The sequence below is a fragment of the Pedobacter namyangjuensis genome (assembly GCF_003313325.1).
Lineage (GTDB): Bacteria > Bacteroidota > Bacteroidia > Sphingobacteriales > Sphingobacteriaceae > Pedobacter > Pedobacter namyangjuensis.
The window spans coordinates 517214-541776 of record NZ_QMHQ01000001.1; the positions used below are offsets into that span (position 1 = coordinate 517214).

Annotated in this window: 21 protein-coding genes; 10 read left to right on the plus strand and 11 right to left on the minus strand. The window is 36.5% G+C overall.

Annotated features, from left to right (window positions below; genetic code table 11):
* The first annotated feature begins 31 nt into the window (after positions 1-31).
* Positions 32-2929, plus strand: coding sequence for a carbamoyl-phosphate synthase large subunit (gene carB / locus DUT69_RS02440; protein ID WP_113651542.1), 2898 nt, complete (start codon positions 32-34; stop codon positions 2927-2929).
* A gap of 405 nt (positions 2930-3334) precedes the next feature.
* On the opposite strand, the gene DUT69_RS02445 is transcribed toward carB, so the two are convergent.
* The 7 genes from DUT69_RS02445 to DUT69_RS02475 form a co-directional block, all read right to left on the minus strand.
* The gene (locus DUT69_RS02445; protein WP_113651543.1) at positions 3335-4294 is read right to left on the minus strand and encodes a DUF3137 domain-containing protein; all 960 of its coding nucleotides are present in this window, start codon (positions 4292-4294) and stop codon (positions 3335-3337) included.
* The gene (locus tag DUT69_RS02450) at positions 4294-4851 is read right to left on the minus strand and encodes a LemA family protein (protein ID WP_113651544.1); all 558 of its coding nucleotides are present in this window, start codon (positions 4849-4851) and stop codon (positions 4294-4296) included. The genes DUT69_RS02445 and DUT69_RS02450 overlap by 1 nt, the downstream gene beginning before the upstream one ends.
* A gap of 113 nt (positions 4852-4964) precedes the next feature.
* Positions 4965-5432 (minus strand): DUF4920 domain-containing protein, encoded by a 468-nt coding sequence (locus DUT69_RS02455; protein WP_113651545.1) that lies wholly within the window; start codon positions 5430-5432, stop codon positions 4965-4967.
* Positions 5433-5822: 390 nt separating this feature from the next.
* Positions 5823-7193: a DNA repair protein RadA gene (gene radA, locus DUT69_RS02460; RefSeq protein ID WP_113651546.1), complete on the minus strand. Its 1371-nt coding sequence runs from the start codon at positions 7191-7193 to the stop codon at positions 5823-5825.
* A 148-nt stretch (positions 7194-7341) separates the two neighbouring features.
* Entirely contained in the window at positions 7342-8892 is a 1551-nt protein-coding gene (locus tag DUT69_RS02465; protein WP_113651547.1) for an Rne/Rng family ribonuclease, read from the minus strand.
* Positions 8893-9145: 253 nt separating this feature from the next.
* The gene (locus tag DUT69_RS02470) at positions 9146-10012 is read right to left on the minus strand and encodes a tetratricopeptide repeat protein (RefSeq protein ID WP_113651548.1); all 867 of its coding nucleotides are present in this window, start codon (positions 10010-10012) and stop codon (positions 9146-9148) included.
* A gap of 5 nt (positions 10013-10017) precedes the next feature.
* On the minus strand, positions 10018-10314 hold the full coding sequence (locus DUT69_RS02475; RefSeq protein WP_113651549.1) for an HU family DNA-binding protein: 297 nt from the start codon (positions 10312-10314) through the stop codon (positions 10018-10020).
* A gap of 171 nt (positions 10315-10485) precedes the next feature.
* Here DUT69_RS02475 and mutY point away from each other — a divergent pair, with 171 nt between their 5' ends.
* Both mutY and DUT69_RS02485 read left to right on the plus strand, forming a co-directional pair.
* Entirely contained in the window at positions 10486-11544 is a 1059-nt protein-coding gene (gene mutY / locus DUT69_RS02480; RefSeq protein ID WP_113651550.1) for an A/G-specific adenine glycosylase, read from the plus strand.
* A gap of 4 nt (positions 11545-11548) precedes the next feature.
* On the plus strand, positions 11549-11971 hold the full coding sequence (locus DUT69_RS02485) for a single-stranded DNA-binding protein (RefSeq protein WP_113651551.1): 423 nt from the start codon (positions 11549-11551) through the stop codon (positions 11969-11971).
* A 34-nt stretch (positions 11972-12005) separates the two neighbouring features.
* On the opposite strand, the gene DUT69_RS02490 is transcribed toward DUT69_RS02485, so the two are convergent.
* Positions 12006-12218 (minus strand): hypothetical protein, encoded by a 213-nt coding sequence (locus tag DUT69_RS02490; RefSeq protein WP_113651552.1) that lies wholly within the window; start codon positions 12216-12218, stop codon positions 12006-12008.
* Positions 12219-12321: 103 nt separating this feature from the next.
* On the opposite strand from DUT69_RS02490, the gene DUT69_RS02495 reads away from it, so the two are divergent.
* On the plus strand, positions 12322-13074 hold the full coding sequence (locus DUT69_RS02495) for a carboxypeptidase-like regulatory domain-containing protein (protein ID WP_113651553.1): 753 nt from the start codon (positions 12322-12324) through the stop codon (positions 13072-13074).
* A 31-nt stretch (positions 13075-13105) separates the two neighbouring features.
* On the opposite strand, the gene DUT69_RS19335 is transcribed toward DUT69_RS02495, so the two are convergent.
* Positions 13106-13279, minus strand: coding sequence for a hypothetical protein (locus DUT69_RS19335; RefSeq protein WP_205314200.1), 174 nt, complete (start codon positions 13277-13279; stop codon positions 13106-13108).
* A 276-nt stretch (positions 13280-13555) separates the two neighbouring features.
* Complete coding sequence (locus tag DUT69_RS02500) at positions 13556-14176, minus strand: porin family protein (RefSeq protein WP_113652452.1); 621 nt, start codon at positions 14174-14176, stop codon at positions 13556-13558.
* Between the two features lie 307 nt (positions 14177-14483).
* On the opposite strand from DUT69_RS02500, the gene DUT69_RS02505 reads away from it, so the two are divergent.
* The 3 genes from DUT69_RS02505 (at position 14484) to DUT69_RS02515 (ending at position 19042) form a co-directional block, all read left to right on the plus strand.
* Positions 14484-16187 (plus strand): glycoside hydrolase family 3 protein, encoded by a 1704-nt coding sequence (locus DUT69_RS02505; RefSeq protein ID WP_113651554.1) that lies wholly within the window; start codon positions 14484-14486, stop codon positions 16185-16187.
* A 27-nt stretch (positions 16188-16214) separates the two neighbouring features.
* Positions 16215-16871, plus strand: a complete 657-nt coding sequence (locus tag DUT69_RS02510; protein ID WP_113651555.1) for a tetratricopeptide repeat protein — start codon at positions 16215-16217, stop codon at positions 16869-16871.
* 110 nt (positions 16872-16981) lie between these two features.
* Entirely contained in the window at positions 16982-19042 is a 2061-nt protein-coding gene (locus tag DUT69_RS02515) for a glycoside hydrolase domain-containing protein (protein ID WP_113651556.1), read from the plus strand.
* A gap of 46 nt (positions 19043-19088) precedes the next feature.
* Here DUT69_RS02515 and DUT69_RS02520 read toward each other — a convergent pair whose 3' ends face one another.
* The gene (locus tag DUT69_RS02520; RefSeq protein ID WP_113651557.1) at positions 19089-19586 is read right to left on the minus strand and encodes a thioredoxin family protein; all 498 of its coding nucleotides are present in this window, start codon (positions 19584-19586) and stop codon (positions 19089-19091) included.
* Positions 19587-19694: 108 nt separating this feature from the next.
* Between DUT69_RS02520 and DUT69_RS02525 the strand changes: the two genes are divergently transcribed.
* From DUT69_RS02525 to DUT69_RS02535, 3 genes are all read left to right on the plus strand, one after another.
* Entirely contained in the window at positions 19695-20351 is a 657-nt protein-coding gene (locus tag DUT69_RS02525) for a TatD family hydrolase (protein WP_113651558.1), read from the plus strand.
* Between the two features lie 10 nt (positions 20352-20361).
* The gene (locus DUT69_RS02530; protein ID WP_113651559.1) at positions 20362-21177 is read left to right on the plus strand and encodes a tRNA threonylcarbamoyladenosine dehydratase; all 816 of its coding nucleotides are present in this window, start codon (positions 20362-20364) and stop codon (positions 21175-21177) included.
* 96 nt (positions 21178-21273) lie between these two features.
* On the plus strand, positions 21274-24537 hold the full coding sequence (locus tag DUT69_RS02535) for a UvrD-helicase domain-containing protein (RefSeq protein WP_113651560.1): 3264 nt from the start codon (positions 21274-21276) through the stop codon (positions 24535-24537).
* Positions 24538-24563 lie beyond the last annotated feature (26 nt).

The following is a 24563-nucleotide window of genomic DNA, read 5'->3' on the forward strand; positions in this document are numbered from 1 at the left end:
TATTTACTTTAGACTTTTTTAAACCCCCACAATGCCTAAAGACATCTCTATACGTTCAGTATTAATTATCGGATCTGGCCCAATTATTATTGGTCAAGCCTGCGAGTTTGATTACTCTGGTTCTCAAGCTGCACTTTCTTTAAAAGAAGAAGGAATTGCTGTTTCTATTATCAATTCTAATCCAGCAACCATCATGACCGACAAAGTTATCGGCGATCATGTTTACTTGTTGCCTTTAACATTAGAATCTATTGAGCAGATTTTAATTGATCATACCAACAATCCAAACTTGCCAAAAATTGATGCAGTATTGCCAACAATGGGAGGACAAACTGCACTTAACTTATGTGTTGAGGCAGAAGAGCGTGGTTTATGGGAAGCGCATGGCGTAAAAATTATTGGTGTGGATGTTGCTGCGATCGAGAAGACCGAAAACAGAGAATCTTTCCGCCAGTTAATGGTTGATATCGGCGTGGGCGTAGCGCCTTCTAAAATTGCAAACTCATTTTTAGAAGGTAAAGAAGCCGCACAATTAATTGGTTTCCCTTTGGTAATTCGTCCTTCTTACACCTTAGGTGGTTCAGGTGGCGGTTTTGTACATAAAAAAGAAGATTTTGACGCCGCTTTAAAACGCGGTTTAGAAGCTTCGCCAACACACGAAGTTTTAGTAGAAAAAGCGGTGTTAGGTTGGAAAGAATATGAATTGGAGCTTTTGAGAGATAGTAATGATAACGTTATCATTATCTGCTCTATCGAGAACTTCGATCCAATGGGTATTCATACGGGAGATTCAATTACCGTAGCCCCGGCTATGACATTATCTGATAGATGTTACCAAGAAATGCGTAACCAAGCTATTAAAATGATGCGTGCCATTGGTAATTTTGCAGGTGGTTGTAACGTACAGTTCTCTGTAAATCCAGATAACGACGATATTATTGCGATAGAGATTAACCCTCGTGTTTCTCGTTCATCTGCATTGGCAAGTAAAGCAACTGGTTATCCAATCGCAAAAATTGCAGCAAAATTGGCTATCGGTTACAACTTAGATGAAATAGAAAACCAGATTACTAAAACCACCTCTGCTTATTTCGAGCCAACTTTAGATTACGTTATCGTAAAAATCCCTCGTTGGAACTTCGATAAATTTAAAGGTGCCAACCTAGAATTAGGCTTACAAATGAAAGCTGTAGGCGAGGTAATGGCTATCGGTCGTAGTTTTATAGAAGCATTGCAAAAAGCTTGTCAGAGTTTAGAAATTGGCAGGGCCGGTTTGGGTGCCGATGGAAGACACAACAGAAGCATCGAAGAAATTATGCACGGTTTGGAGCATCCAAGTTGGAACAGATTGTTCTTAATCAAAGATGCAATGAGCATGGGCGTTCCTTTAGAATCTATTCGTAAGGTAACCAAAATAGATAAATGGTTCTTAGTACAAATACAAGAATTAGTAGCATTAGAGGTCGAGCTTAAGCGCTATTCGCTAAATAATATCCCTAGAGATTTCTTCTTCAACCTAAAACAAAAAGGTTTTTCTGATGTACAGATTGCCTATATTTTAGGTAACGTTACCGAAGACGAAGTTTATAACAGACGTAAGGAACTAGGCATTAGAAGAGTTTATAAAATGGTTGATACCTGTGCGGCAGAATTTGCGGCGCAAACCCCTTATTTCTATTCTACTTTTGAAGAGGCGCCAATTCAGATCTCTTTGGTTGGAGATGAAATACTTTCTAACGGCGACGAGTTGGGCACTAACGAATCTGTAGTTTCTGATAGAAAAAAGGTTATTGTTTTAGGCTCGGGTCCAAATAGAATTGGACAAGGTATAGAATTTGATTATTCGTGTGTACACGGTTTATTAGCAGCTAAAGAAAGCGGTTTCGAAGCTATCATGATAAACTGTAACCCTGAAACGGTTTCTACCGATTTTAACATGGCCGATAAACTATATTTCGAGCCTGTTTTTTGGGAGCATGTACGCGAGATTATAGACCTTGAAAACCCAATTGGTGTAATTGTTCAGTTAGGTGGTCAAACGGCGCTTAAAATGGCCGAAAAGCTTCATGAAAACAATATCAAAATCATTGGTACTTCTTACAACGATATGGACATTGCCGAAGATCGCGGCCGTTTCTCTGATTTATTGAAAGAATTAGATATTCCTTATCCAAGATACGGTGTTGCCGAAAATGCTGAAGAAGCAATTGTAGTAGCAAATGAGGTTGGTTACCCAGTATTAGTTCGCCCTAGTTATGTATTGGGTGGGCAAGGAATGAGTATTGTAATTAACGACGAGGATTTAGAAAAAGCCGTAGTTAAATTATTAGGTGATTTGCCAGGTAACCGTGTATTAATTGATCATTTCTTAGATAGGGCAGAAGAAACAGAATCAGATTCAATTAGCGATGGTACAGACGTGCATATTGTTGGCCTAATGGAGCACATTGAGCCTGCAGGTATACACTCTGGAGATTCTAGCGCAGTTTTACCTCCGTTCAGCTTATCAGAAAAGGTAATTGCCGATATGGAAAACTACAGCAAGAAAATTGCAAAAGCGCTTAACGTAATCGGTTTGTTAAATATACAATTTGCCGTTAAAGACGATAAAGTTTATGTAATCGAAGCTAATCCTCGTGCTTCTAGAACAGTTCCATTTATTGCAAAAGCTTACGATGTACCTTACATTAACATCGCGGCTAGAGTAATGTTAGGCGTTAACAAGTTAAAAGATTTTACCATCGTTCGTAAATTAACTGGCCACGCTATTAAAGAACCAGTTTTCTCTTTCGATAAATTCCCAGAGGTTACTAAAGAGTTAGGTCCTGAAATGAAATCAACTGGCGAAGCAATTCGTTTCATTAAAGATCTGGAAGATCCTTACTTCCGTAAACTTTACAAAGATAAGTCTATGTACTTGTCTAAATAGAATAAGCATAGAAGAACAAACGATAATTAAAAAGTCCGTTAGCGTAATGTTAACGGACTTTTTTTGCATTTAAGAAGCGCAAGGTTCCATTCGCTGTTTTATTGCCTTCCCGCCATTTGCTACAATCTTTTTGATCGGGCTTTATGCTACAGCTAATGTTTGTACTACAAAAAGTATTTTCGCGTTTGTCGGGGCTAGTGTTTAGCATCAGTGCTATTGGCAAATTTTATTAGCATTGCGCCTTAAAACGTAAATAGTTTTGCAAGCTTTTGTACAATAAACGCGATTGAACGGAAAGCCCGCATCCCGATTTTATCGGGAGAGGACTTGAAGAGAAAGCGGGACAGAACCTAAAATGCCTGCACATCATCTGCTTTTCAATCCAAAAAATCAAACCAACTTAGTTTATTGCTTCGTCCAGATTCTCGTATTAAGATCTAGTTCACGCACAATGTCGCACATAAAGTTTAATATATTAATATCGTTGCTTAGCAGATTAGGGTTTAATAAGGTTTTAAACATCGGTGGCTCGAAATAGTTATGGTCTAGCGGAAATGCAATGTACATTCTCGAGGCAATAAAAGACAGCGAAACATGATATGCAGAACGTTTGTTCAAATCTGTTATTCGTTCCATTAAAGCAGGTGTTAAAATATAGCGAGCTTCAATTTGATCACTACTGTAAACCACAAAATCCTTGTTAAAAGTGTCGTTTTCTAATTGTACAACACTTTTATTTCCGAATGAAAAGACATTTTTAGAAAACCATGCGCTAATACTGGCACTCATGCTTTTTGGCCTTACAATGGTTATGCCGTTAAAGTGTTTGTTAAAATCAGCTACAAAAATAATTCCCTTTAAAATGTCGTGCCATGAAACCTGACGGCCGTTTTTTGTTTGGGTTTCCGTTTTATACTCTGCGTGTACTTCGGCAAAATAGAAGCCTGTTTTATCTAATTTTCCAATAATCAAATCTTCGGTACTGTAGCGGTCGGGCGTTGTGCTAAAAAGTTGCGAATATCTGAATTCAGATTCTAAAATTCCTTTATAATGATCGAAAGTTAAATTTGCATCTATTGCAACAAGTGTAGCCCCAATAACATCACGCTTGTAGCGATCTTTGTAGCTTTTTTCTTTCTCTGAGATAGCGTATAAAACGTAAATGCCGTAACCGATACCACAAAGGCCTAAAAGTAGTCCAGCTATAATTACGCCTAAAGCGCCCATTAAAAAAATGACAACTCCGCTAAAAATTATAGCGCCCCAACCTTTATATTTTTCATCTACAATGGCTTTGCGTTCATTCTCCAGTTCACTTAATGTATTCTGAACTTGAGGGCTTATCTGTGTTTCAAATTCTGCCATTAGCTATTGAAAAGCTCTCTTGCGCTAAGATTTTTGCGTTCTTCTTCTGTAGAAGCCAAAACTTCCATAGGGTAGTAGTTTAGCATGCCGGCAAAAATACTTCCAGGAAACATCATTACGGCGTTATTATAAGTGGTAACAGTAGCATTATAGTTGCGCCTGGCTGCAGCAATTTGTTCTTCGCTTTCTGTCCAGGTGCTTTGTAGATTTATAAAATTGCTATTTGCTTTTAAATCCGGATAATTTTCTACGCTTACCATAAGACCTTTTACAGCCGAACCAATTTGTTGGTCTATAGCTAATTTCTCTACTTCGCTAACACCTGTACCCATAGCTTTGCCACGCAACTCGGTGATTTTGGTTAAAGTATCACCTTCATACTGCATGTACTGCTTTACGGTTTCTACCAAGTTGGGTATTAAATCGAAACGTTTTTTAAGCATTACATCTATTGCCGAAAAAGCATTTGTTACCTGATTCTTTTTGCCGATAAGTGAATTGTACATTCCTACTCCAATTATCAAAATGGCAATTAATATAATAGCTCCTATAATCATGGTTTGGTTGATTTAAATTTTTCGAAATAAATATATAAAAATTGCGGCAAAAAAGAAGCCCGCTCCGGAGAGAGCAGGCTTCAAATCAATCAATATTAAAAAGGAGAACCTTCTTAATCTTCCAAAATTACAACTCCTTTTGCTTCAAACACAATTTCTTTTTTAGGTTCTGTAATTTTTGCAATTTCTTCGGCAGATTTTTTTGCATCTTCTGCATAATGTTTTAAGTCTTCAACAGAAGTAGTTTTTCTCTCTGCAAAACCATCAATCACAACCTTTTTGCCAGCAATATCCATTGGCATAAAAAACCCGTAATCTTTAAAGTTTACGAACATTGTTTCATTGTTAGGCATCTTTAAGGTCATAAAACAACCTTTTTTCTTGCAAACAACAACAACTTCGCCAGTAACCTTCATGTCTTTTTTAAGGCTATCGCCTAGTTTTGCATTAATATCTGCAGTGGTAATTACATTACCTGGTGCAACACCATCGCCAAAAGTTTTTCCTTTAAAAGGTGCATCTTGTGCAAAAGCGAATGCAGTAAAGAAACCTAAAACTAGGGTTAAAATAATTTTTTTCATTTTCTATTTTATTAATTTGGTTATAATCTTATTGTTAGCGCTTACAAAAATATTTAAAATCTTTCTAAATAAGTGTCTTTTCGCAGTAAAAATCTTGTAACTACTTTTATTGCACAAAAAAACCTCACAGCTTTCCAGCGGTGAGGTCAATCATCCCTATTGTTTTGTTAGCACCCATTACTGGATAAGAACACTAAGCATATTACAATAAGCTGTCCAAAATTTAAATTTTCATTATCGGTTGGTATAATTATTTGGTAATTAGTGTGTTGATGTGTTTTTAATCCTGTGCCAATTTAAAATTCATAAAGTGTGCATGTGGAAATTTGTAGTAAATTACCCATAATTGGGCAACCAATTGCCGATTTGCAACGATTTAGAACTACAAAATTATCCAAATAGGAGACTAAAAACTTCTTCGATTTTGCTAACCGTTATTATTTCTATTTTAAATTTATCCTTAACTAATCCTTTTAGGTTATAATTTGAGATAAAAATCTTTTCGAAGCCTAGTTTTTCGGCCTCAGAAATGCGTTGCTCAATTCTGTTAACCGCTCTAATTTCACCCGACAAGCCAACTTCAGCAGCAAAGCATATTTTTGAGGAGATAAAAATATCTTCGTGAGATGAAATAATTGCTGCCATGATAGCTAAATCTATGGCTGGATCTTCAACTTTAATACCGCCGGCAATATTTAAGAAAACATCTTTTGCACTTAGTCTAAAGCCACAACGTTTCTCTAAAACTGCTAACAGCATGTTCATACGTTTGGTATCGAAACCCGTTGCAGACCGTTGAGGCGTTCCGTAAGCTGCTACACTAACCAATGCTTGTGTTTCAATTAGCATGGGCCTGGCGCCTTCTAAAGTGGCGCCTATAGTTATTCCACTTAGTTCTTCATCACGCTGTGATAATAAGATTTCTGAGGGATTAGAAACCTCCCTAAGCCCGCTACTTTGCATGGCATAGATACCCAACTCAGCAGCGGCGCCAAATCTATTTTTAATAGAGCGCAAAATGCGATAGATATGATGTCTATCACCTTCAAACTGCAGAACGGTATCCACCATGTGCTCTAAAATTTTCGGACCAGCAATTGCGCCGTCTTTGGTAATGTGGCCAATCAGAAAAACTGGCGTATTGGTTTCTTTAGCAAATCTTAAAAGTTCTGCAGTGCACTCTCTAACTTGAGATACACTTCCGGGCGTCGATTCGATATGAGCAGAGTGCAGGGTTTGAATAGAGTCTATAATGACTATTTCTGGTTCTAATTGCTCTATCTGTTTAAAGATATTTTGCGTAGAAGTTTCTGTTAGAATATAACAGTTAGATTTTGGATCTTTTGTAATGCGTTCAGCCCGCATTTTTATCTGTTGTTCGCTCTCTTCACCAGATACATAAAGTACTTTTCTTCCTTCAACATTTAAAGCCAACTGCAACATTAAGGTTGATTTTCCGATACCTGGTTCGCCCCCAATTAAGGTAACGGAACCTGCGACTAAACCGCCCCCTAATACTCTATCGAGTTCAGCATCACTGGTTGTTGTTCTTTCCTCGTCGGCGCTCTGTATTTCCTCAACCTTGTTTGGTTTGTTTAATCGTTGCGTGCCACTAGCCGATTTCCATGTTGCAACGTTTCCTTTGTCTATTATTTCTTCCACAAAGGTATTCCATTGATTACATGAAGGGCATTTGCCAAGCCATTTTGCAGATTCGTAGCCACAGCTTTGACAGAAATATGCTGATTTAGTTTTAGCCAATTTGAATTACGATTTTAGATTTACGAATGACGATTTGTTAGCACGAATTTAAACCTAATCGCCTTAAAAAATAGATTTAGTTTTAAACAAAAAAGCCTGATTTCTACTGAAACCAGGCTTTTTAAATTCGTCGATTTTAAATCGGAAATTATAATTTAATTTCTTCGTCTTTTGATGATAAGAAATGAAACTCTGTTAGATTATACGATGATATCGCCCTTACCTTAATACGTTGGCCAAACTTAAAGAACCATTTCATTTGTAATGAATAAATTCCCTTTTTTATATAGGCCGCAATATACGGGTGTACGCATAAAGTAATTTTCTTCTCGTTCTGCTCTTGCAAAATATAATTCAAATTACTTTCTATATCATCCATTAAAACAATACTTGCTTTAATTTCGCCAGTTCCATCACAAGTAGGGCATTTTTCTACCGTTACAATGTTCATTTCTGGCCTAACTCTTTGACGCGTAATTTGTACCAGACCAAATTTACTAGGAGGTAAAATGGTGTGTTTGGCACGGTCTAACAACATCAGTTCTCGCAAATAATCAAAAAGAATTTTACGGTTTGCCGGTTTATGCATATCGATAAAATCGATTACTACAATACCGCCCATATCTCTTAATCTTAATTGACGAGCAATTTCTTTAGCTGCTTCTTTATTTACTTGAAGCGCATTTTCTTCTTGGTTTTCCTTACTTGCAGTTCTATTACCACTATTTACATCAATAACGTGTAAAGCTTCGGTATGTTCTACAACTAAATAAGCACCACCGGCAAGATTTACGGTTTTGCCAAAACCATTTTTGATTTGCTTTTCGACACTAAAATGTTCGAAGATTGGCTCTTTGTGCTTGTAAAGTTTTACAATTTTTTCCATCTCCGGAGAGATTTCGTGCACGTACGAGCGGATGTCTTCAAATACACTAGGGTCGTTAACGTAAACGTTAGCAAAATCTGTACTTAAAATATCTCTGATTAGGGTAGAAGTACGATCCATCTCCCCCCAAACCCGTTTAGAAGGCTCTGCGTCTGGCAGTTTTTTCGAAAAACTTTCCCATTTAGAAACAGAGTCTAATAAATCTTTTTGTAATTCGGCAACTCCTTTTCCTTCGGAAACCGTTCTAATGATTACACCAAAATTTTTCGGTTTAATACTTTCGATAATCTTCTTTAGTCGATTACGTTCGGTATTGCTTTTAATCTTTTTAGAAATCGATATAACGTTTGAAAAGGGCACTAAAACAATATACCTACCTGCAATAGATAAGTCAGAGCTTAATCTCGGGCCTTTAGTAGAAATTGGTTCTTTTGCAATTTGAACGGGAATGATCAAATTTTTACTAACAATGTCGGATATCTTACCCGCTTTATTTATGTCAGCCTCAAGTTTAAAATTATCTAATAAAGTTCCATCAACTGTGCCGTTGCGCTTAATTTTTGTTAGCTTAATTAACGACTGAACTTGCGGACCTAAATCGAAATAATGCAAAAAAGCATCTTTCTCATAACCAACGTCAACAAAAGCAGCATTTAAGCCGGGCATAATTTTTTTTATGCGGCCTAAGTAGATGTCGCCTACGGCGTAATTGTTGTTAACGTGTTCTTTATGAAGCTCTACAAGTTGTTTGTCTTCAATCAAAGCTATGGTTGCCCCCGTGGGAGCCGAATCGATTATTAATTCCTTTACCAAAAGCTACAGATTTTAGAGCAAGCGAATGCTCTATTACACATGGACCAAAAAACGTTTGTAACCCAAAAACAAACGCCTGATTTCTCGGGCGTTTGTTTTTGGCCATACATTAAGAAATAGGAAATCCTATTTTTTCTTATGTCTGTTTTTTCTTAAACGTTTTTTGCGTTTGTGGGTAGCCATTTTATGTCTTTTTCTTTTTTTACCGCTTGGCATAATCTTAAAATTTAAATGTTTTTTATTAATTTATTAACTAACGTTTACTCTCAAGCTCAGCTACCTTTTTATCAATAAAAGATGATAAAGTTGGGCTTGCTGCTAATTTTTTGCTATTTGAATAAGCGTCTATTGCTTCTTTGTTTTTGCCTAATGATTCATAAGCCGTAGCTAAATAAAAGTAGGCATCTGGTGTTGCTTTAATATTGCTAATAATATCGTTAAAACGAATTATTGCTTTATCAAACTGGCCAGATTTAATCGCAAACATACCTAAATTCATATTTGCTTTTAGGTTTTTCGGATCTTTTTTAACAACTTCCATTAACATCGCTATACCTTTCATTGGTGCACCTAAACCATTTACTATGGTTATACCCAATCCGGTTTTAGCATCGTTGCTGGTACTATCTAATGCTAACGCATTTGTAAAGCTAGTATTAGCTTTTTGCAACATAACTACACGACTAGTTTCATCCTCACGTAAGTTATCGAAGGCTTTCATGAAACGATTACCCGCATCTAACCAGTTGTTTAGCGCTGGCTCAGCTTTGGCAACTATTTCTAAATATAAACCACTTGGTATCGCTTGTTCAACATCATCCCATTTCTGGGCTAATAATTTGGCTTCGGCAATTTTTTGAGCGCCAGATGCATTTTGATAGCGTTCTTCTATAGCGGCAATTTGTTTTGCTACAGAAGTGCTTACCAAATTTTTGGCGGTGGTAGATGCTTCTTCTAAACTAATTTGTGCGGTTGCAGGTTGTTCAACAGGGGCATCGGTTTTACCGTTTTCCGCAGTTGGCTCAACTAACCCTTTAATATCACGTGTAAACAAAAACCCAATTAAAAGCAGCGTAACTGCAATTAAAATAGTTTGTTTAGAACGGATACTAGTCATCATACTTATTAAGCTTTAGTTTTTTTAGAGTTGTTTTTAACTTTATCTACGAATACTTTAGCTGGTTTAAAGCTAGGTACGAAGTGTTCTGGGATAATAATTGCAGTGTTTTTAGAAATATTTCTAGCAGTTTTTTGTGCTCTCTTTTTAACAACAAAACTGCCAAATCCTCTAACGTATACATTTTCGCCGCCAATCATGCTATTCTTGATTACCTTGAAAAATGCCTCAACCGTCTCCTGCACGTCTACTTTTTCAATTCCTGTTTTTGTTGATATTTCTGAAATAATATCTGCCTTAGTCATATTTTTATATTTATTAAGTTATTGTATTATATAGTTATAACTGTTTTGGGGTTGCAAAAGTATTGCTTTTTAATGAGATAGGAAAATAAAAGATGATTTATTTACTTCAACATTAATCATGAAATTGCAAGTTTTGATGAAATGCTAATTTTTGATAGTATTTTTGCCCTAATGAACTTTCAAAACGAAATCATTAATTGGTATTTAGTTAATAAGCGAGACTTGCCTTGGCGTAATACCACTGATGCCTATGTGATTTGGCTCTCGGAAATTATTCTACAACAAACTAGGGTAGAGCAAGGCATGCCTTATTTCAATAAGTTTCTGGAAAATTTTCCTACGGTGGTGGATTTTGCAAATGCAAGCGAGCAAGAAGTATTAAAGTTGTGGCAGGGCTTGGGTTATTACTCAAGGGCTAGGAATATGTTGTTTACCGCAAAACAGGTTCTAACTCATCACGATGGTAACTTTCCGAAAAGTTACGATGTGCTTATAAAACTGAAAGGAATTGGAGATTATACTGCTGCCGCGATTTCCTCATTTGCTAACAATGAAGCTAAAGCTGTGGTGGATGGGAATGTTTATAGAGTGCTCGCCAGATATTTCGGCATCCAGGAACCGATAAATTCTACAGTTGGCAAGAAAATTTTTGCAAAATTGGCACAAGAGCTTATTCCCCATCAGCGCCCTGCAATTTATAACCAAGCCACCATGGAGTTTGGCGCCTTACAGTGCAAGCCAAAACAACCACTATGTGGTACTTGCCCGTTGCAGTTAGGTTGTTATGCACTTGCAAATAATCTGGTGGATGTTTTGCCAATAAAACTTAAGAAGTTAAAAGTAAAGGAGAGATTCATAAACTACTTTGTAACAAACCAGGAAGACATTATTTTAACAAAAAAGAGAAACGCTGGCGACGTTTGGCAACAGATGTATGATTTTCCGTTGATAGAAACTGAGGTTGAAGTAGATGGAAATGAGCAGGAATTTGTTAATGAGGTTAGAAGTTTTTTTGGCGAAAGTGCCAAAATCAAGCTTATAAGCAAAAAGAAACACATTTTAACGCACCAAATTATATATGTTCAATTTTTTGCATTAGAGAATTATATGATTAACTTTAATCTACATGCAGAAATAAAATCGGTTTCTTATTCGCAATTTGAAGAGTTGCCACAACCAAAGGTGATTAACGATTTTTTTGAAGCTTATTTGAAAAACAAACCAAAATAAAACTATGTCGGGTATTAATAAAGTTATTTTAGTTGGGCATCTGGGCAAAGATCCAGAAGTTCGACACTTAGATGGTGGAGTTACCGTTGCGAGCTTCCCGCTTGCTACTTCAGAAACATTTAATAAGGACGGCAAACGTGTTGAGCAAACTGAATGGCATAATATTGTGCTATGGCGTGGTTTGGCAGAGGTAGCATCTAAATATCTGCAAAAAGGAAAGCTTGTTTACATTGAGGGTAAACTACGCACTCGTTCTTTTGAAGATAAGGAAAAGGTTAAAAAGTATGTAACAGAAGTTGTGGCAGAAAACTTTACGATGTTGGGTAGAAAAAGCGATTTCGAAAATACGCCAAGCACCCCAACGCCAAAAAGCGAAAACGAATACACCACTGATTCGGTAGCTGAAACTGGCGATTTGCCATTCTAAATAAATAAAAGGCTTCGTATTCTCGAGGCCTTTTTTATTTATCATTTCTTTTAACGTGGTCTGCTAATTCATAGCATTTTCGTTCCTGTTTGTTCTTATCTAAAAATAATAACACCACCAAAGAGATTACTGGTATCAGGAAGGAGATCAAAAACCAAAACCAAAAATTTTTCCCAATACTTTTGGCATAAATTCCGGCAACTAATTGCGGAATTATCAGAACCGCTATAAGTATTAATTCGGGCATGGCTTAAAGTTTAATGGTTAGCAAATATCTAAACTAATATTGTAAATGTTAAGGGGTGTTAAAATTTTAATTTTCAGTAAGTTGTGTTCTATCTTAGTGTTATATGAGATGGATTTTACTTATTTTGTTTTCTTTTTATCTTCCAAACGTCTTCGCGCAAAAGCTAAGTGGTTTTGTTAAGGATGCGGTTTCTCATAATCCAATAGCTAATGCACAAGTTCACACTGTAAAAAATACAGTTATTACCGATGCGCAAGGCAAGTTTGAACTGGCTGATGTAAAGGCCGGCGATAAGTTTAGCATTAGAATAATGGGCTACGAAATAAAGGAGTTAACGGTGGTGGCAGTTAATCCTGCGCCAATAACCGTCTATTTAAATTTAGATGCGGTAAGCTTAAACACCGTGGTTATTTCTACAAAGAGAGATTACAAAAAAGATTCTACAGATATAAGAAACCAGTTCGCTTCTGTATTCGCCTATAAACCGCCAAGTTTTACAGACATGTTTGTAACGGTAGATCCTAGTTATAGATCGCCCCACGCTAACATAAATCCAAATTCTACGGCCTCTATTTTAAGATTCAATGCACTTTCGGCATTTAAACTATTTGGTAAAAAGAATAAACAAACATCAAAAGCTAAAGAAATGCTGTTAAGCGATGAGCGAGAAAAAGCTATAGACAATAGGTTTTCGAAAGAATTTGTAATGTCTGTTGTGCCATTAACAGGAAATGACCTGTTGGCGTTTATGGATAAGTACCGTCCTAAACCAAATGATTTAAAACAGATGAATGGCTATGAGTTGGTTGGTTACATCAAAAAATCGTACGCTGAGTTTATAAAAGCTAACCAATAAAAAAGCACCACAATTGTGATGCTTTTTTTGATTATTGACCGCGTTTTCTGACGTTGTCTTTGTTACTGGTTTGATCTGATCTTTGTCCGCCGGCATTGGTTATGCCATTTTGCTTTTTATCAACTTTAACATCGTGATTAGCCCTATCTGCTATAGAGCTTCCTTGCACATTTGCATTGTTTTTTGGGATATTTACATTTTTCATGGCTCAAATAATTTAGTTTACAATTAATTACGCAGAGCGATATATAGTTACAACCGAATGTGAACTGGTTTTGTTTTGAATTTGCAGGAAATTATTTGACGAGTTACAGAACCTGCGTGAGGGATAGTAAAGAAAAGCCCGGAGGCCATAGCTTGCCTAGGCTGAGGACTTGTAATGTATAGCCCGACCCTTTAGGGGCACGCCCAAATTTTAAAAAAAGGCGTAAAAGAAGCCGTTCCTAAATATAAGAAACGGCTTTTGTAATATTTTTTTAGCCTAGAATTTAATTCCTAAACCAACTTGAAATACTTGGTTTTTGAATTCTGGAGTGTTAGAAGATCCGTCTCTGTTGTTTTTTTGGAAGTCTAAAGCATAGCGACCATTAATACCAACTTGGTTGTTGAAATCGTATCTAAAACCAATTACACCGCCAACTAAACTCTTTTTAAAACGGTCTGATTCGTCTTCGATAATTTGCTGTTCTACGGTTCCAAATCCGTTTTCAAATTTATTGTCTGTTGATAAAAGGAAAGAAACCTGTGGACCAGCAACTACATTTAAACCTTCGGCCAATCTAATGCTAGCTAAAATTGGCAAGTCGATAAAGTGGGTACGTTGCGTAAAATCTCCAAGTACGGTTTCTGCTTTGTAACCTTTGGTAGAGTAAAGTAACTCTGGGGTAAACGCTAAATTTTCTAACAGTTTAATGTCTAACGTTAAACCTGCATGGTAACCTACCAAATAATCGGTTTTAAAGTCGTTATTGCCGTCGTCTTTAATAATATTAGAGAAGTTGGCACCTGCTTTTGCACCGATTCTAACTAACTTGTCTGTACTTTGAGCGTTGGCAACTCCTGTTATAAACAAGGCAATTGCAAGGATAAATATTCTTTTCATGTCTTTTTGTTTTAAACAATATTGATTTTTGATGTGAGCTAAGGAATAAATGTGCCAAAGTTTTAGAACACTGCTTGTTCTAGCAAAAACAAATGGCGTAAATGAACAAAAAACGGCCATTTGGAAGTTTAAACATTGATTTTCGAAAATTTGGCTACAATAAAAAACTGTATCAAATTTAATACAATAACGGGCGGTTTGTTTTAATGAAGGATAAATGGTTAATTTTCGGCAGTAATTTTGTGTTTTGGATTTTTTGGTTGATACCATTAAAGCTGAACCATGAAAATACCTTATATAAATACCGATGAACAAAAAAATATTTATTGCCTTACTTGCGCTAACTTTCTCTGCAACGGCAAGCAAAGCACAGCAACCTTCTTACTTAGAACTATTAAAAAATGAGCCTCGTTGGGTAGATTCAGTTTTTAGAAAATTAAGCAAACGCGAAAAAATAGCGCAGATGTTTTTTGTTAGGGCTAATACGAATATGGGTAAAGCTTATGCAGACTCTGTTGGAAAAGTTATAAAAAAGGAAAAAATAGGTGGTTTGGTATTTTTTCAAGGTGGGCCTGGCCGACAAGCAATTTTAACTAATAAATATCAGAAAAAAGCACGTGTACCATTGCTTATTACTAGTGATGGAGAATGGGGTTTAGGCATGCGCTTAGACAGTACAATTTCTTATCCTTACCAAATGGCTTTGGGAGCTGTACAAAATAAAGAGTTGATTTATCAAATGGGTTTAGAGGTTGCCAAAGATTACCGCCGTATTGGCATGCATATGAATCTGGCGCCGGATGTAGATGTAAATAACAATGCTAAAAATCCGGTAATTAACTACCGTTCTTTTGGTGAAAACAAATATAATGTAGCCGAAAAAGGTGCCGCGTATATGAAAGGAATGCAAGATGGTGGCATATTGGTAAGCATTAAACATTTTCCCGGTCATGGCGATACCGATGTAGATTCTCATTATGATTTGCCCCAGCTTAAATTTACCAGAGAGCGTTTAGATAGTTTGGAGATGTATCCATTTCAACAACTTATTAACCAGGGTGCGGCGGGTGTAATGATTGCCCACATGAATATTCCATCGTTAGATGCTACACCGAATATGCCCTCAACCTTGTCTAAACCAATTGTTACCGGTATTTTGAAAGAACAAATGGGCTTTAAGGGTATCGTAATTTCTGATGCAATGGAGATGAAAGGTGTGGTAAAATATTTTAAAGATGGAGAAGCCGATGTGATGGGCATCATTGCTGGAAATGATATTCTTGAACTTTCTGAAGATAGCAAACGTGCCGTAAAAATGGTAAAGCAAGCTATAAAAGACGAACGTTTAACCATTGAGCGCATAGACGAAAGCGTAAAAAAGATTTTAACCGCAAAATATTGGGCGGGCTTAAACAAAAAGCAAGTTATAAAAGAAGATAACGTAGCTGCAGAGGTTAATAGAGAAGAGAGTTTCGCATTGTTGCAACAGCTTGCCGACGCAAGTATGACTTTGCTTAGGGGCAGAGACAGCCTGCAAAACTTAACAGCTAACAAAAGAACGTTAATTATAAATGTGGGTACTCCGAGTCAAACTGCTTTTCAAAAGGAAATGGTTGGCTATTATAAAAATTCAGTTTCTTTTAATTTAGACAAAAATGCAAACGCTAATGCAATTTCGAAGGTATTAGCGGAAGTTAAGCCCGAAGATCAAGTTGTAATTGCCATTGTTGATACGCGTTTACGTCCTGGAAATAATATTCCGGTTAGTGCCGATTTAAAAATGATGTTGAATGATATGGCAAGCAAAAATGCATATTTTGCCTTGTTTGCTAACCCTTATAACTTAGCGGGATTGCCGGGATTGGAAAAAGCCAAAGTGCTTTTAGTAGGTTATCAAAAAGAAGATTACATGCAAAAAGCCGCTGCTTCGGTTTTTAAACACCAATTAATTCCTACCGGAAAGTTGCCAATTACCGCCAATAGCTTTTTTAAATATGGTGATGGTTTGTAAAAAAAAATAAAAAAATAACGTTCGCTCATGAAGACATTATTATCTATAGCTCTAATTTGTTTATCTCTTGTAGGATGCTCATCTGCTCAGGACTGTAAAGAAGGCAATAATTTGCTTCCTATGTACGGAGGTTTACCCAAATGCGATCAACAACTAAAAGCGGATAAAGATTTTTTCGCTTTTGTAGATACGAAATTCGATAGTAGAAGTTCCGCATCTTTATCTTATGCTAAGTTAGGTTGGGATTATTTTTATAAAAACGACTTAGAAACATCAATGAAGCGTTTCAATCAAGCTTGGCTTTTAGATAGTTTAAACGCAAATGTTTATTGGGGATTTGGAAATCTGTTAGGTAGGCAACAACAATTCCAAGTCTCTATTCCTCATTTTGAGAAATCTTTAAAACTGAAACCTAACAACTCGAAAGTTTACGAATCAATAGCTTCCAGTTACGGTCAGTTATTCGCGTCCAGTCAAAAGAGAGAGTTTCTTGATAAGGCGGTTGATGCCTTGAAAAAAGCAGATGCTTTAGATAGGAGTAATGCGAGGATTTTATCACAGTTAACATCAGCTTATTCGTATTTTAAACAAAAAGACAGTGCGATAAAGTATTTAAAGCTAACGGACAAGATCGACCCAAAAGCCATAAATCCGCAGGTTAGAAAATTGTTGAAACAAAATTAGAGAATGTTAAGGCTGATTTTTTACGAAAAAAACTTTACAGCTGTTAACATTTTGACCATTAAAAAATAAAATTTAAAAAAAAACTATAAATCTTTTTTAGCCGTTCCGAAATGAAAAAAATCATTCTGTTTTACATTTGTTTTGTGTTCAACGCAGTATCAATAGCTCAAGAAAAACCAATTAAACCAGCCGATTTGGTTAATGTTTTTCTTGGTACATCTGGAGATCATGGTCAGTTGAGCCCTGCTGCGTCTTCTCCTTTCGGGATGATGAGCATCGGCCCACAAACCTATCCTCATTTGCATGCAGGTTACGAGCACTACGCGAAGAAATTTTTAGGCTTTACGCATAATCGTTTCGAAGGAGTAGGCTGTACCGGTAGTGGTGGATTAATCCTTGTGAAACCTTATCTAGATGAGTCTTCATCAGAATTGATTAAAAAAAGCGAAGATGCGAAACCTGGCTATTATCACGTAGGCTTCAAAAACGGAATAGACGTTAAGCTTGCAGCGGCTAATAAATCTGGGCTGCACAAATATACTTTCCCAAAGGGGAAGAAAGGGCTAACAATCGATTTTAGTCATGCATTTTCTGGTGCTTTTGTAGCAGAAGAACATACATCATCAGCCAAAGGAATAGCGGGTTGGATTGAAGCAAAAACTACGTGTGGTGCTGGAAAGTATAAAGTTTATTATCAGATCTATTTGGATAAAAAGATAAATGTTAGCGCTATCGACAAGCATAACATCAACATTGCTTTTGATGATAAGGAAACAGAAATAACACTAAGAATTGGGTTTTCTGCAAAAGACAATGAACAAGCTGTGCTAAACACTAATAATTTAGATTTTGAGAGCGTAAAAAATTTTGCAGAACAACAATGGAATGAAAAGCTGGGCGCTATAAAAGTTGATGGTGATTTAGCCAACAAGAAGTTGTTCTATTCTTTGTTTTACAGAACGATGCAATCGCCCTATTTAGTTAGCGAGTCTAATAAAGTTGATGTAAAAAGAAATAGCTCTGACAATAATAATCAGCAAAACCTATACAACGGGTGGGCAATTTGGGATAACTATCGTACGCAACTGCCTTTGCTTTCTATCGTTCAGCCTAAAATTTATCAAGATATTACAAATTCGTTAAGCAACCTTTATGTTAACGGAAAGAAAGATTACGCTACCCAAAACGAACCATCAAATACGGTTAGAACAGAGCATGCCATAGTTGTTTTGTTAGATGCATACCGAAAAGGTTATAAGGTAGATTTCGAAAAAATAGCCGATTCTTTAGTTGCCGATAACGATAGATTGGATTTTTCTAAACCAGATAAAGCCCTAGAATCTAGTTATGATGTTTGGGCCTTGGCTCAGGTTTTTAAACATTTAAACAAGCCAGAATTATATAAAAAATACATAACGAAGGCGGAGGAGTATAAAAACTATTGGAATAAGGATTTTAAGGATATCGATAAAAAAGACATTGATAGGATGCAGGCAAGGGGGCTTTACCAAGGTACAATATTTCAATACAGATGGTTTGTCCCTTTCGACGTTAAGGGTTTGATATCACTTTGTGGAGGAGAGGAGAATTACTTAGCGCAATTAAACAGGTTCTATTTGGGCGATTATTACAACCATGCCAACGAACCAGATTTGCAGGTTCCGTTAATGTTTAATATGACTAAAACACCTTGGAAATCTCAAAAATGGATGAATCAATTAGCTGCAGATACTGTTGTGCAATACTATTTTAACGATAACAGTAGAGGTATTGCACCTTTTGTGGATAAGATTTACAAGAACGAACCAAAAGCCTATATCAGAACAATGGACGATGATGCAGGAGCGATGTCTGCCTGGTATGTATTTACAGCAAGTGGCTTTTCTCCCGCCCTGGTAGGTGCGCCTGTTTATTACTTAAATGTTCCTTTATTTAAATCGATAGATTATAAAGTGGCAGATGCTAAAGTTTTTAAGGTCGTTACCGAAAATTTCGCCAAGGGAAATGTCTATATCAACAGCGTAAAGCTAAACGGAAAAGTTATAGATAGAAATTGGATAACGCAACAAGAGATAAACAATGGCGGAACACTAGTTATAAGTGCTGCTAAAAAACCTAATGAGAAGTTTGGTGTTGCCAACCAATGGATTTCCAGTATAGACGATAAATAAAAAAAGCCGGAATGTTGGTGCATTCCGGCTTTTGCAATCATTTAAACTAGTTTTTATTGTTCTCTGGCAACAAGGCGCCGTAGTTCCAATTCTTTAAAAAATCAGTTACTTTTTTTACGCTGTGGCCACCACCTTCTTCCAAATAGGCAGAATTTTGCGTGTGGATTAATTTTCCATCCCCATCTAATATTAAAAACACAGGGAAGCCAAAACGTCCTGGATAACCTAATTTTTTAAGTACTGCTTCATTTTTGTTTTCTGGACTCCAATTTACCAAAACCGTTTCGTAATTGCTGTTTAAGTAGTTTTTTAAATCTGGTGTGGCATTTACTAAATCGTGAAAGCGGATGCACCAAATGCACCAATTACCACCTACCTGTATAAAAACGTGTTTTTTCTCTTGTTTTGCTTTTTTAACGGCTGCGTCTATATCTGCCTGTGCATTAGCCTTTGGGTTGTAGATAGTTACCGCCGGTTTTTTTTCTTGTGCAAAACTTGCTGTAGATAGCAATATTGCAGAAAATAGGATGATTAATTTTTTCATGTTATTCTTTAGTTGCGCAAAAATAATAAAGTCTACTAATATTATAGGGTATTAATGTTGTTATTTACAGAATAAATACAATTATCTAAAAGCTATATTTGCTTTGCCATGGATTTTTTGGACATACATACGCACAAAACAGCGGTTAGCAAAGGGATAAATAGCATTCAAAGTTTATCTTTAACAAGTGATATTTTTTTGGCAATGCCGAAGAAAAAACCAATTTCTATAGGCCTCCATCCGTGGCATGCAAATTTGGAGAATTTAGAACTACAATTAAAATATCTCCGGGTTTTAGCAAGGCAACCCAATGTAAAATTAATAGGAGAGTGCGGACTCGATGCTTTGAAAGGTGATTCTTTAGAAAATCAGTTGCTGATATTCGAACAGCAAATTGTTTTAGCCGAAGCATTAAAAAAACCGCTAATTATACATTGCGTAAAGCGGTTTGCAGAACTAATTGCCTTAAAAGAAAAATTAAAAGTTAAGATGCCGATGATTATTCACGGTTTTAACAAAAACAAGGAGTTAGGTTTTCAATTGCTTGACAAGGGATTTTTGCTGTCATTTGGAGCCGCAGTTTTGAAAGAAGATTCTGGAGCTGCGGAGCTCGTAAAGCAAACAGATAATTTTTTCTTAGAAACGGATGATAGCGACACATCAATCGAAGAAATTTATCGCACTGTGGCAAATTTAAAAAAGTGTAGTGTTGAAATACTTAAAGAACGTATTTTTGCCGACTGGAAAAAATTAGGTTTACTTTAGATTAAGCAGTATGTCAGACGTTTCGTGGCTTTCGCGTTCGGCCTTATTAGTAGGTGATGAAGGAATAGAAAAACTACAAAGCAAACATGTTTTGGTAATTGGTTTAGGTGGCGTGGGTTCTTTCGCTGCAGAGTTTATTTGTCGCTCTGGTGTGGGCGAAATGACTATTGTTGATGGAGATGTTGTAGACCCAAGTAACAGAAACCGACAATTGCCTGCATTGGCCACGAACCATGGGGTTAGCAAAGCTGAGATTATGAGAGAGCGTTTGTTGGCTATTAATCCGGAGCTGAAACTGCACGTTGTTGAGGATTTTTTAACACCACAAAAATGCCGGGAAATTTTAGCTGGCAAGTTTGATTACGTAATGGATTGCATAGATAGCATAACGCCTAAAGTTATTTTATTATCTACTGCGTTAGAATTCAATTTGCCTATTGTAAGCTCAATGGGAGCCGGCGGAAAGTTAGATCCTACTAAACTTCGTACCACCTATCTGCCCGACACCTACCAGTGTGTTTTTGCGCAATATGTACGCAAGCGCCTAAAAAAGCTAGCTAACGCAAGTGGTATTATTGCTGTTTTCTCTACTGAGGAAATGAAAAAAGATTCACTGATTATGACCGATGGGAGCAACTTTAAAAGATCTGCATACGGAACAATTTCCTATTTGCCTGCCGCTTTTGGCGGAGTTTGCGCATCGGTGGTTATTAGAAGTTTGTTGGGTTATAAAATTGAGATAGAGAAGCGTCCGGAAAGGATTAATAGCAAATCTATTGCAAAAGCCAAAGAAAAAGAGGCGAAAAATCAAAGAGGTTTAAAGTAAAAAATGGTTTTATAATTACATGGTGAATTATAAAATATAAGGTAAAGTGTTTGCAATTAGTTTGAGTGATTGAGTTTGTTTGGCTAACTTCACACAATGCAAAAACCACTCAAAATACTTCAAGCTTCTGCAGGTTCTGGTAAAACATTCAGTTTAACGGCGCATTACCTTACTTTACTATTTAGTGGCGATAATAAATACCGAGAAATTTTAGCGGTAACCTTTACCAATAAGGCCACAGAGGAGATGAAAACCAGAATTCTACAGGTTTTGCTCGGTTTTGCCAAAGGCGATTTTTCAAGAAAAATTGAAGATTACCGTGTTCTGGTTTTAGCCTCACATCCGCACTTAAATTCTGAAAGTTTAAAGTTGAAAGCGGATTTGATTTATCGTAAAATTTTGCACGATTATAGTCGTTTTTCGGTAAGTACTATTGATGGTTTTGTGCAAAAGGTAATTCGTGGATTTGCATTCGAACTCGGTTTAGACAGTGGTTACAGTTTAGAAATGAATACCGAAAAGGTAAAAAAAGAACTAACAACTAAACTTGAAAAATTACTAGACGAAAAGGACAATCTTTTGCAATGGGTGGTAGAATTAGCACTAGATAGAATTAGCAATAATAAATCGTGGAATTATAATGCCGAATTGCTAAAATTAGTCGGCGAGGTTTTTAAAGATCAGTTTAAGGATTTTGAGCTAGCTGTAAGTAGTTTTGGCACGGAAAATACCGACGAAGTTTTTAAAAAATACATCGATTTCTCTAAAAATTACATCAAGAAATTTGAAAAAGATTTAATTGATTTGGCCGAAAATGCTTTTGGTATTATAGAAGTTAGTGGGTTCAGTGCTGAGGACTTTAAAGGCAAAAGTAGATCGCCTTTGCTAAAGTTTAGAGGCATTATGAACGGAACTTTTAGCGATGTAGAAAAAGTGTTAAAATTGGTTGACGATGAAGAAAATTGGTTCCCGAAGGGAAAACCAAATGAACTTTATGAAGATATTAATCCGATTTTGCATCAGCTTTCTACAGTTTACGAGGGTGGCATTGCCGATTACACTTTAGCAAAAGCATTCATCAAAAACGGTTATTTTTTGAGGTTGATGCAGGAAATAGCAGTGCTTTTGGCAGAGTATCGCGAAGAAAATGAAACCTTGTTAATTAGCGACGCACAAAAACTGCTTAACGGAATTGCCGAAGATGCCGGAGAAAACCCAAGTTTTATTTGGGAGAAAATGGGCAATAAATACCGAAACTTTTTGTTCGATGAATTTCAGGATACATCCGCTAACCAATGGAACAGTTTTAAGGCTTTAGTTAGCAACGCCATTGCCACACACGACGGTAAATTACACGATCATTTAATTGTTGGCGATGCAAAACAATCAATCTACAGGTGGCGAGATGGAGATTATAAACTCCTGCATCAAAAGGCAAAAGCTGATTTAGAAACGCACAATGTTTTTGATGATGAGCTACAAGCAAATTACCGTAGTACGGAAGAAATCATCAAATTTAACAATGAACTCTATAAGAAACTGGCGGTACTGCTTCAGAATAAAATCAACGGAGAAATCCCTTTAGATGATGAACTGTTAAACGGCTTTTGGAATGATGAAAAAAACCAATATGCAGACATCATTACTAAAATTTATGAAGGTGTAGCGCAAAATACACATCCAAAAACTACAAAAGGTGGTGTCATCAAAATAAAGAAAATAGAGTTTGAGAAGCCTAAAGCAAATGCTGATGGCATTGTAGAAAACATTGCTACAGATACCGAACCCGAAAATAAAAAGGAAGCTTCGCTAGCCGAAATGTTGAAAGAGGTAAATCTATTACTTAATGAAAAAGGTTATCAGCAACGGGAAATTGGTGTTTTGGTACGCTCCAATGCCGAAGCTACCGACGTTGTAAATGCTTTAATGGAAGCTGGTTTAGATGTGATATCAGGCGAAGCCTTAAAAATTGCGAGCAGTACGGCGATAAAGTTGGTGGTAAATGTGTTAAAACTATTGATAGTTAGCCCGGCTAACTCGGCGTTGTACAAAGCAAATTGCATCGCTTTATATGCACAACTGCACGAAAAAGCGATTAACGGAGATAACTATTTCGCATTAAAGGATACACCAATTGAAAATCTGAAACACGTTTTACCAGCAGATTTTTGCTCAAATTATAAAATTTGGTTAGGCTTGCCGGTTTCAGAATTGATCGAGAAAATAATCACCGCTTTTGGATTAGATGTTTACAAAAAAAATAATATCAATCCATTTTTGCCTTATCTTTTAGCTTTTAGAGATTTAACAAACAAAGCATCTAAACAAGGTGAAAAAGGCATTTCTTCTTTCTTGAATTGGTGGGAAGAAGAAGGCCACAACAAGAATTTACCATCGCCAGAAACGGCTAACGCGATACAGGTAATGACTATACATAAATCGAAAGGTTTGGCTTTTAGAGCGGTATTTATTCCGTTTTGCGATTGGCCATTGGGCGGAAGACCGAACAGTACATTTTGGGTGCCAATGGGCGATACGCCATATGCGGATCTACAAAGTATTCCATTGCAATTTACAAGTCAGCTGAAAGGTTCTAGTGTAACCAAATATTACCTGGAAGAGCTACTTATGAATTACATGGATGCGCTGAACAGTTTATACGTTGCAACAACAAGGGCAAAAGATTATATATACATTTCGTTTCCTGGCAAGAAAAAACCTTCGTTAAGCCATGTTGGCGATGCCGTTTTTAATGCTTACGCCGAAAATTTTGAAAACTCAGATGAAATCCAAATTGGTAGTTTTTCTGCCAAAGGCGATGGAATTGAAAGTTTCGATGCGCTAAATTTATCGGCTTACCCAACCACTACACGTTTAGAAGAAGTTTACGAAGAAACCGAAAATAGACCGCAAAAATATATCGATAACATTACTAAATCTGGTAAAAAAGGAAGCAATTTGCACGCTATTTTAGCAGAGGTAAACAAGGTTGATGAAGTGGCTGGCGCAATTGATAAATTGGTTTTAGAGGGTTTGATATCGGAGGAAGAAAGAGCAGATTATACACAACAAGTGGCAGATGTTTTATCACATCCAGAACTTAGCGCTCTATTAAGCCAAAATGCTGATCAGATAAATGAAAAATCTATCATTGGTATAGATGGCAAAACCTACCGACCGGATAAATTGGTTCTCAACGGAAAACAAGTAAGTATTATCGACTATAAATTTACCGCCGAAGAAAGCCAAAACCATGTTGCGCAAATTAACAACTACAAAAATTTGATAGAGGCAATGGGCTACGAAAATGTGAAGCCTTATTTGTTTTACGCTACGTTAGGAAAGCTGAAAGCTGTTTAAATTAAACTCGTCATGCTGAACTTGGT

What these genes read in the sequence shown, in the direction of transcription:
- DUT69_RS02505 (WP_113651554.1), top strand. Translation starts at nt 14,484, where the DNA reads ATGAACAAAAAAATATTTATTGCCTTACTTGCGCTAACTTTCTCTGCA.
- DUT69_RS02510 (WP_113651555.1), top strand. Translation starts at nt 16,215, where the DNA reads ATGAAGACATTATTATCTATAGCTCTAATTTGTTTATCTCTTGTAGGA.
- DUT69_RS02520 (WP_113651557.1), bottom strand. Translation starts at nt 19,586, where the DNA reads ATGAAAAAATTAATCATCCTATTTTCTGCAATATTGCTATCTACAGCA.
- DUT69_RS02490 (WP_113651552.1), bottom strand. Translation starts at nt 12,218, where the DNA reads ATGCCCGAATTAATACTTATAGCGGTTCTGATAATTCCGCAATTAGTT.
- mutY (WP_113651550.1), top strand. Translation starts at nt 10,486, where the DNA reads ATGAACTTTCAAAACGAAATCATTAATTGGTATTTAGTTAATAAGCGA.
- DUT69_RS02485 (WP_113651551.1), top strand. Translation starts at nt 11,549, where the DNA reads ATGTCGGGTATTAATAAAGTTATTTTAGTTGGGCATCTGGGCAAAGAT.
- DUT69_RS02515 (WP_113651556.1), top strand. Translation starts at nt 16,982, where the DNA reads ATGAAAAAAATCATTCTGTTTTACATTTGTTTTGTGTTCAACGCAGTA.
- DUT69_RS02535 (WP_113651560.1), top strand. Translation starts at nt 21,274, where the DNA reads ATGCAAAAACCACTCAAAATACTTCAAGCTTCTGCAGGTTCTGGTAAA.
- DUT69_RS02495 (WP_113651553.1), top strand. Translation starts at nt 12,322, where the DNA reads ATGAGATGGATTTTACTTATTTTGTTTTCTTTTTATCTTCCAAACGTC.
- DUT69_RS02455 (WP_113651545.1), bottom strand. Translation starts at nt 5,432, where the DNA reads ATGAAAAAAATTATTTTAACCCTAGTTTTAGGTTTCTTTACTGCATTC.
- DUT69_RS02470 (WP_113651548.1), bottom strand. Translation starts at nt 10,012, where the DNA reads ATGATGACTAGTATCCGTTCTAAACAAACTATTTTAATTGCAGTTACG.
- DUT69_RS02525 (WP_113651558.1), top strand. Translation starts at nt 19,695, where the DNA reads ATGGATTTTTTGGACATACATACGCACAAAACAGCGGTTAGCAAAGGG.
- DUT69_RS02450 (WP_113651544.1), bottom strand. Translation starts at nt 4,851, where the DNA reads ATGATTATAGGAGCTATTATATTAATTGCCATTTTGATAATTGGAGTA.
- DUT69_RS02530 (WP_113651559.1), top strand. Translation starts at nt 20,362, where the DNA reads ATGTCAGACGTTTCGTGGCTTTCGCGTTCGGCCTTATTAGTAGGTGAT.
- DUT69_RS02475 (WP_113651549.1), bottom strand. Translation starts at nt 10,314, where the DNA reads ATGACTAAGGCAGATATTATTTCAGAAATATCAACAAAAACAGGAATT.
- DUT69_RS19335 (WP_205314200.1), bottom strand. Translation starts at nt 13,279, where the DNA reads ATGAAAAATGTAAATATCCCAAAAAACAATGCAAATGTGCAAGGAAGC.
- DUT69_RS02500 (WP_113652452.1), bottom strand. Translation starts at nt 14,176, where the DNA reads ATGAAAAGAATATTTATCCTTGCAATTGCCTTGTTTATAACAGGAGTT.
- DUT69_RS02445 (WP_113651543.1), bottom strand. Translation starts at nt 4,294, where the DNA reads ATGGCAGAATTTGAAACACAGATAAGCCCTCAAGTTCAGAATACATTA.
- carB (WP_113651542.1), top strand. Translation starts at nt 32, where the DNA reads ATGCCTAAAGACATCTCTATACGTTCAGTATTAATTATCGGATCTGGC.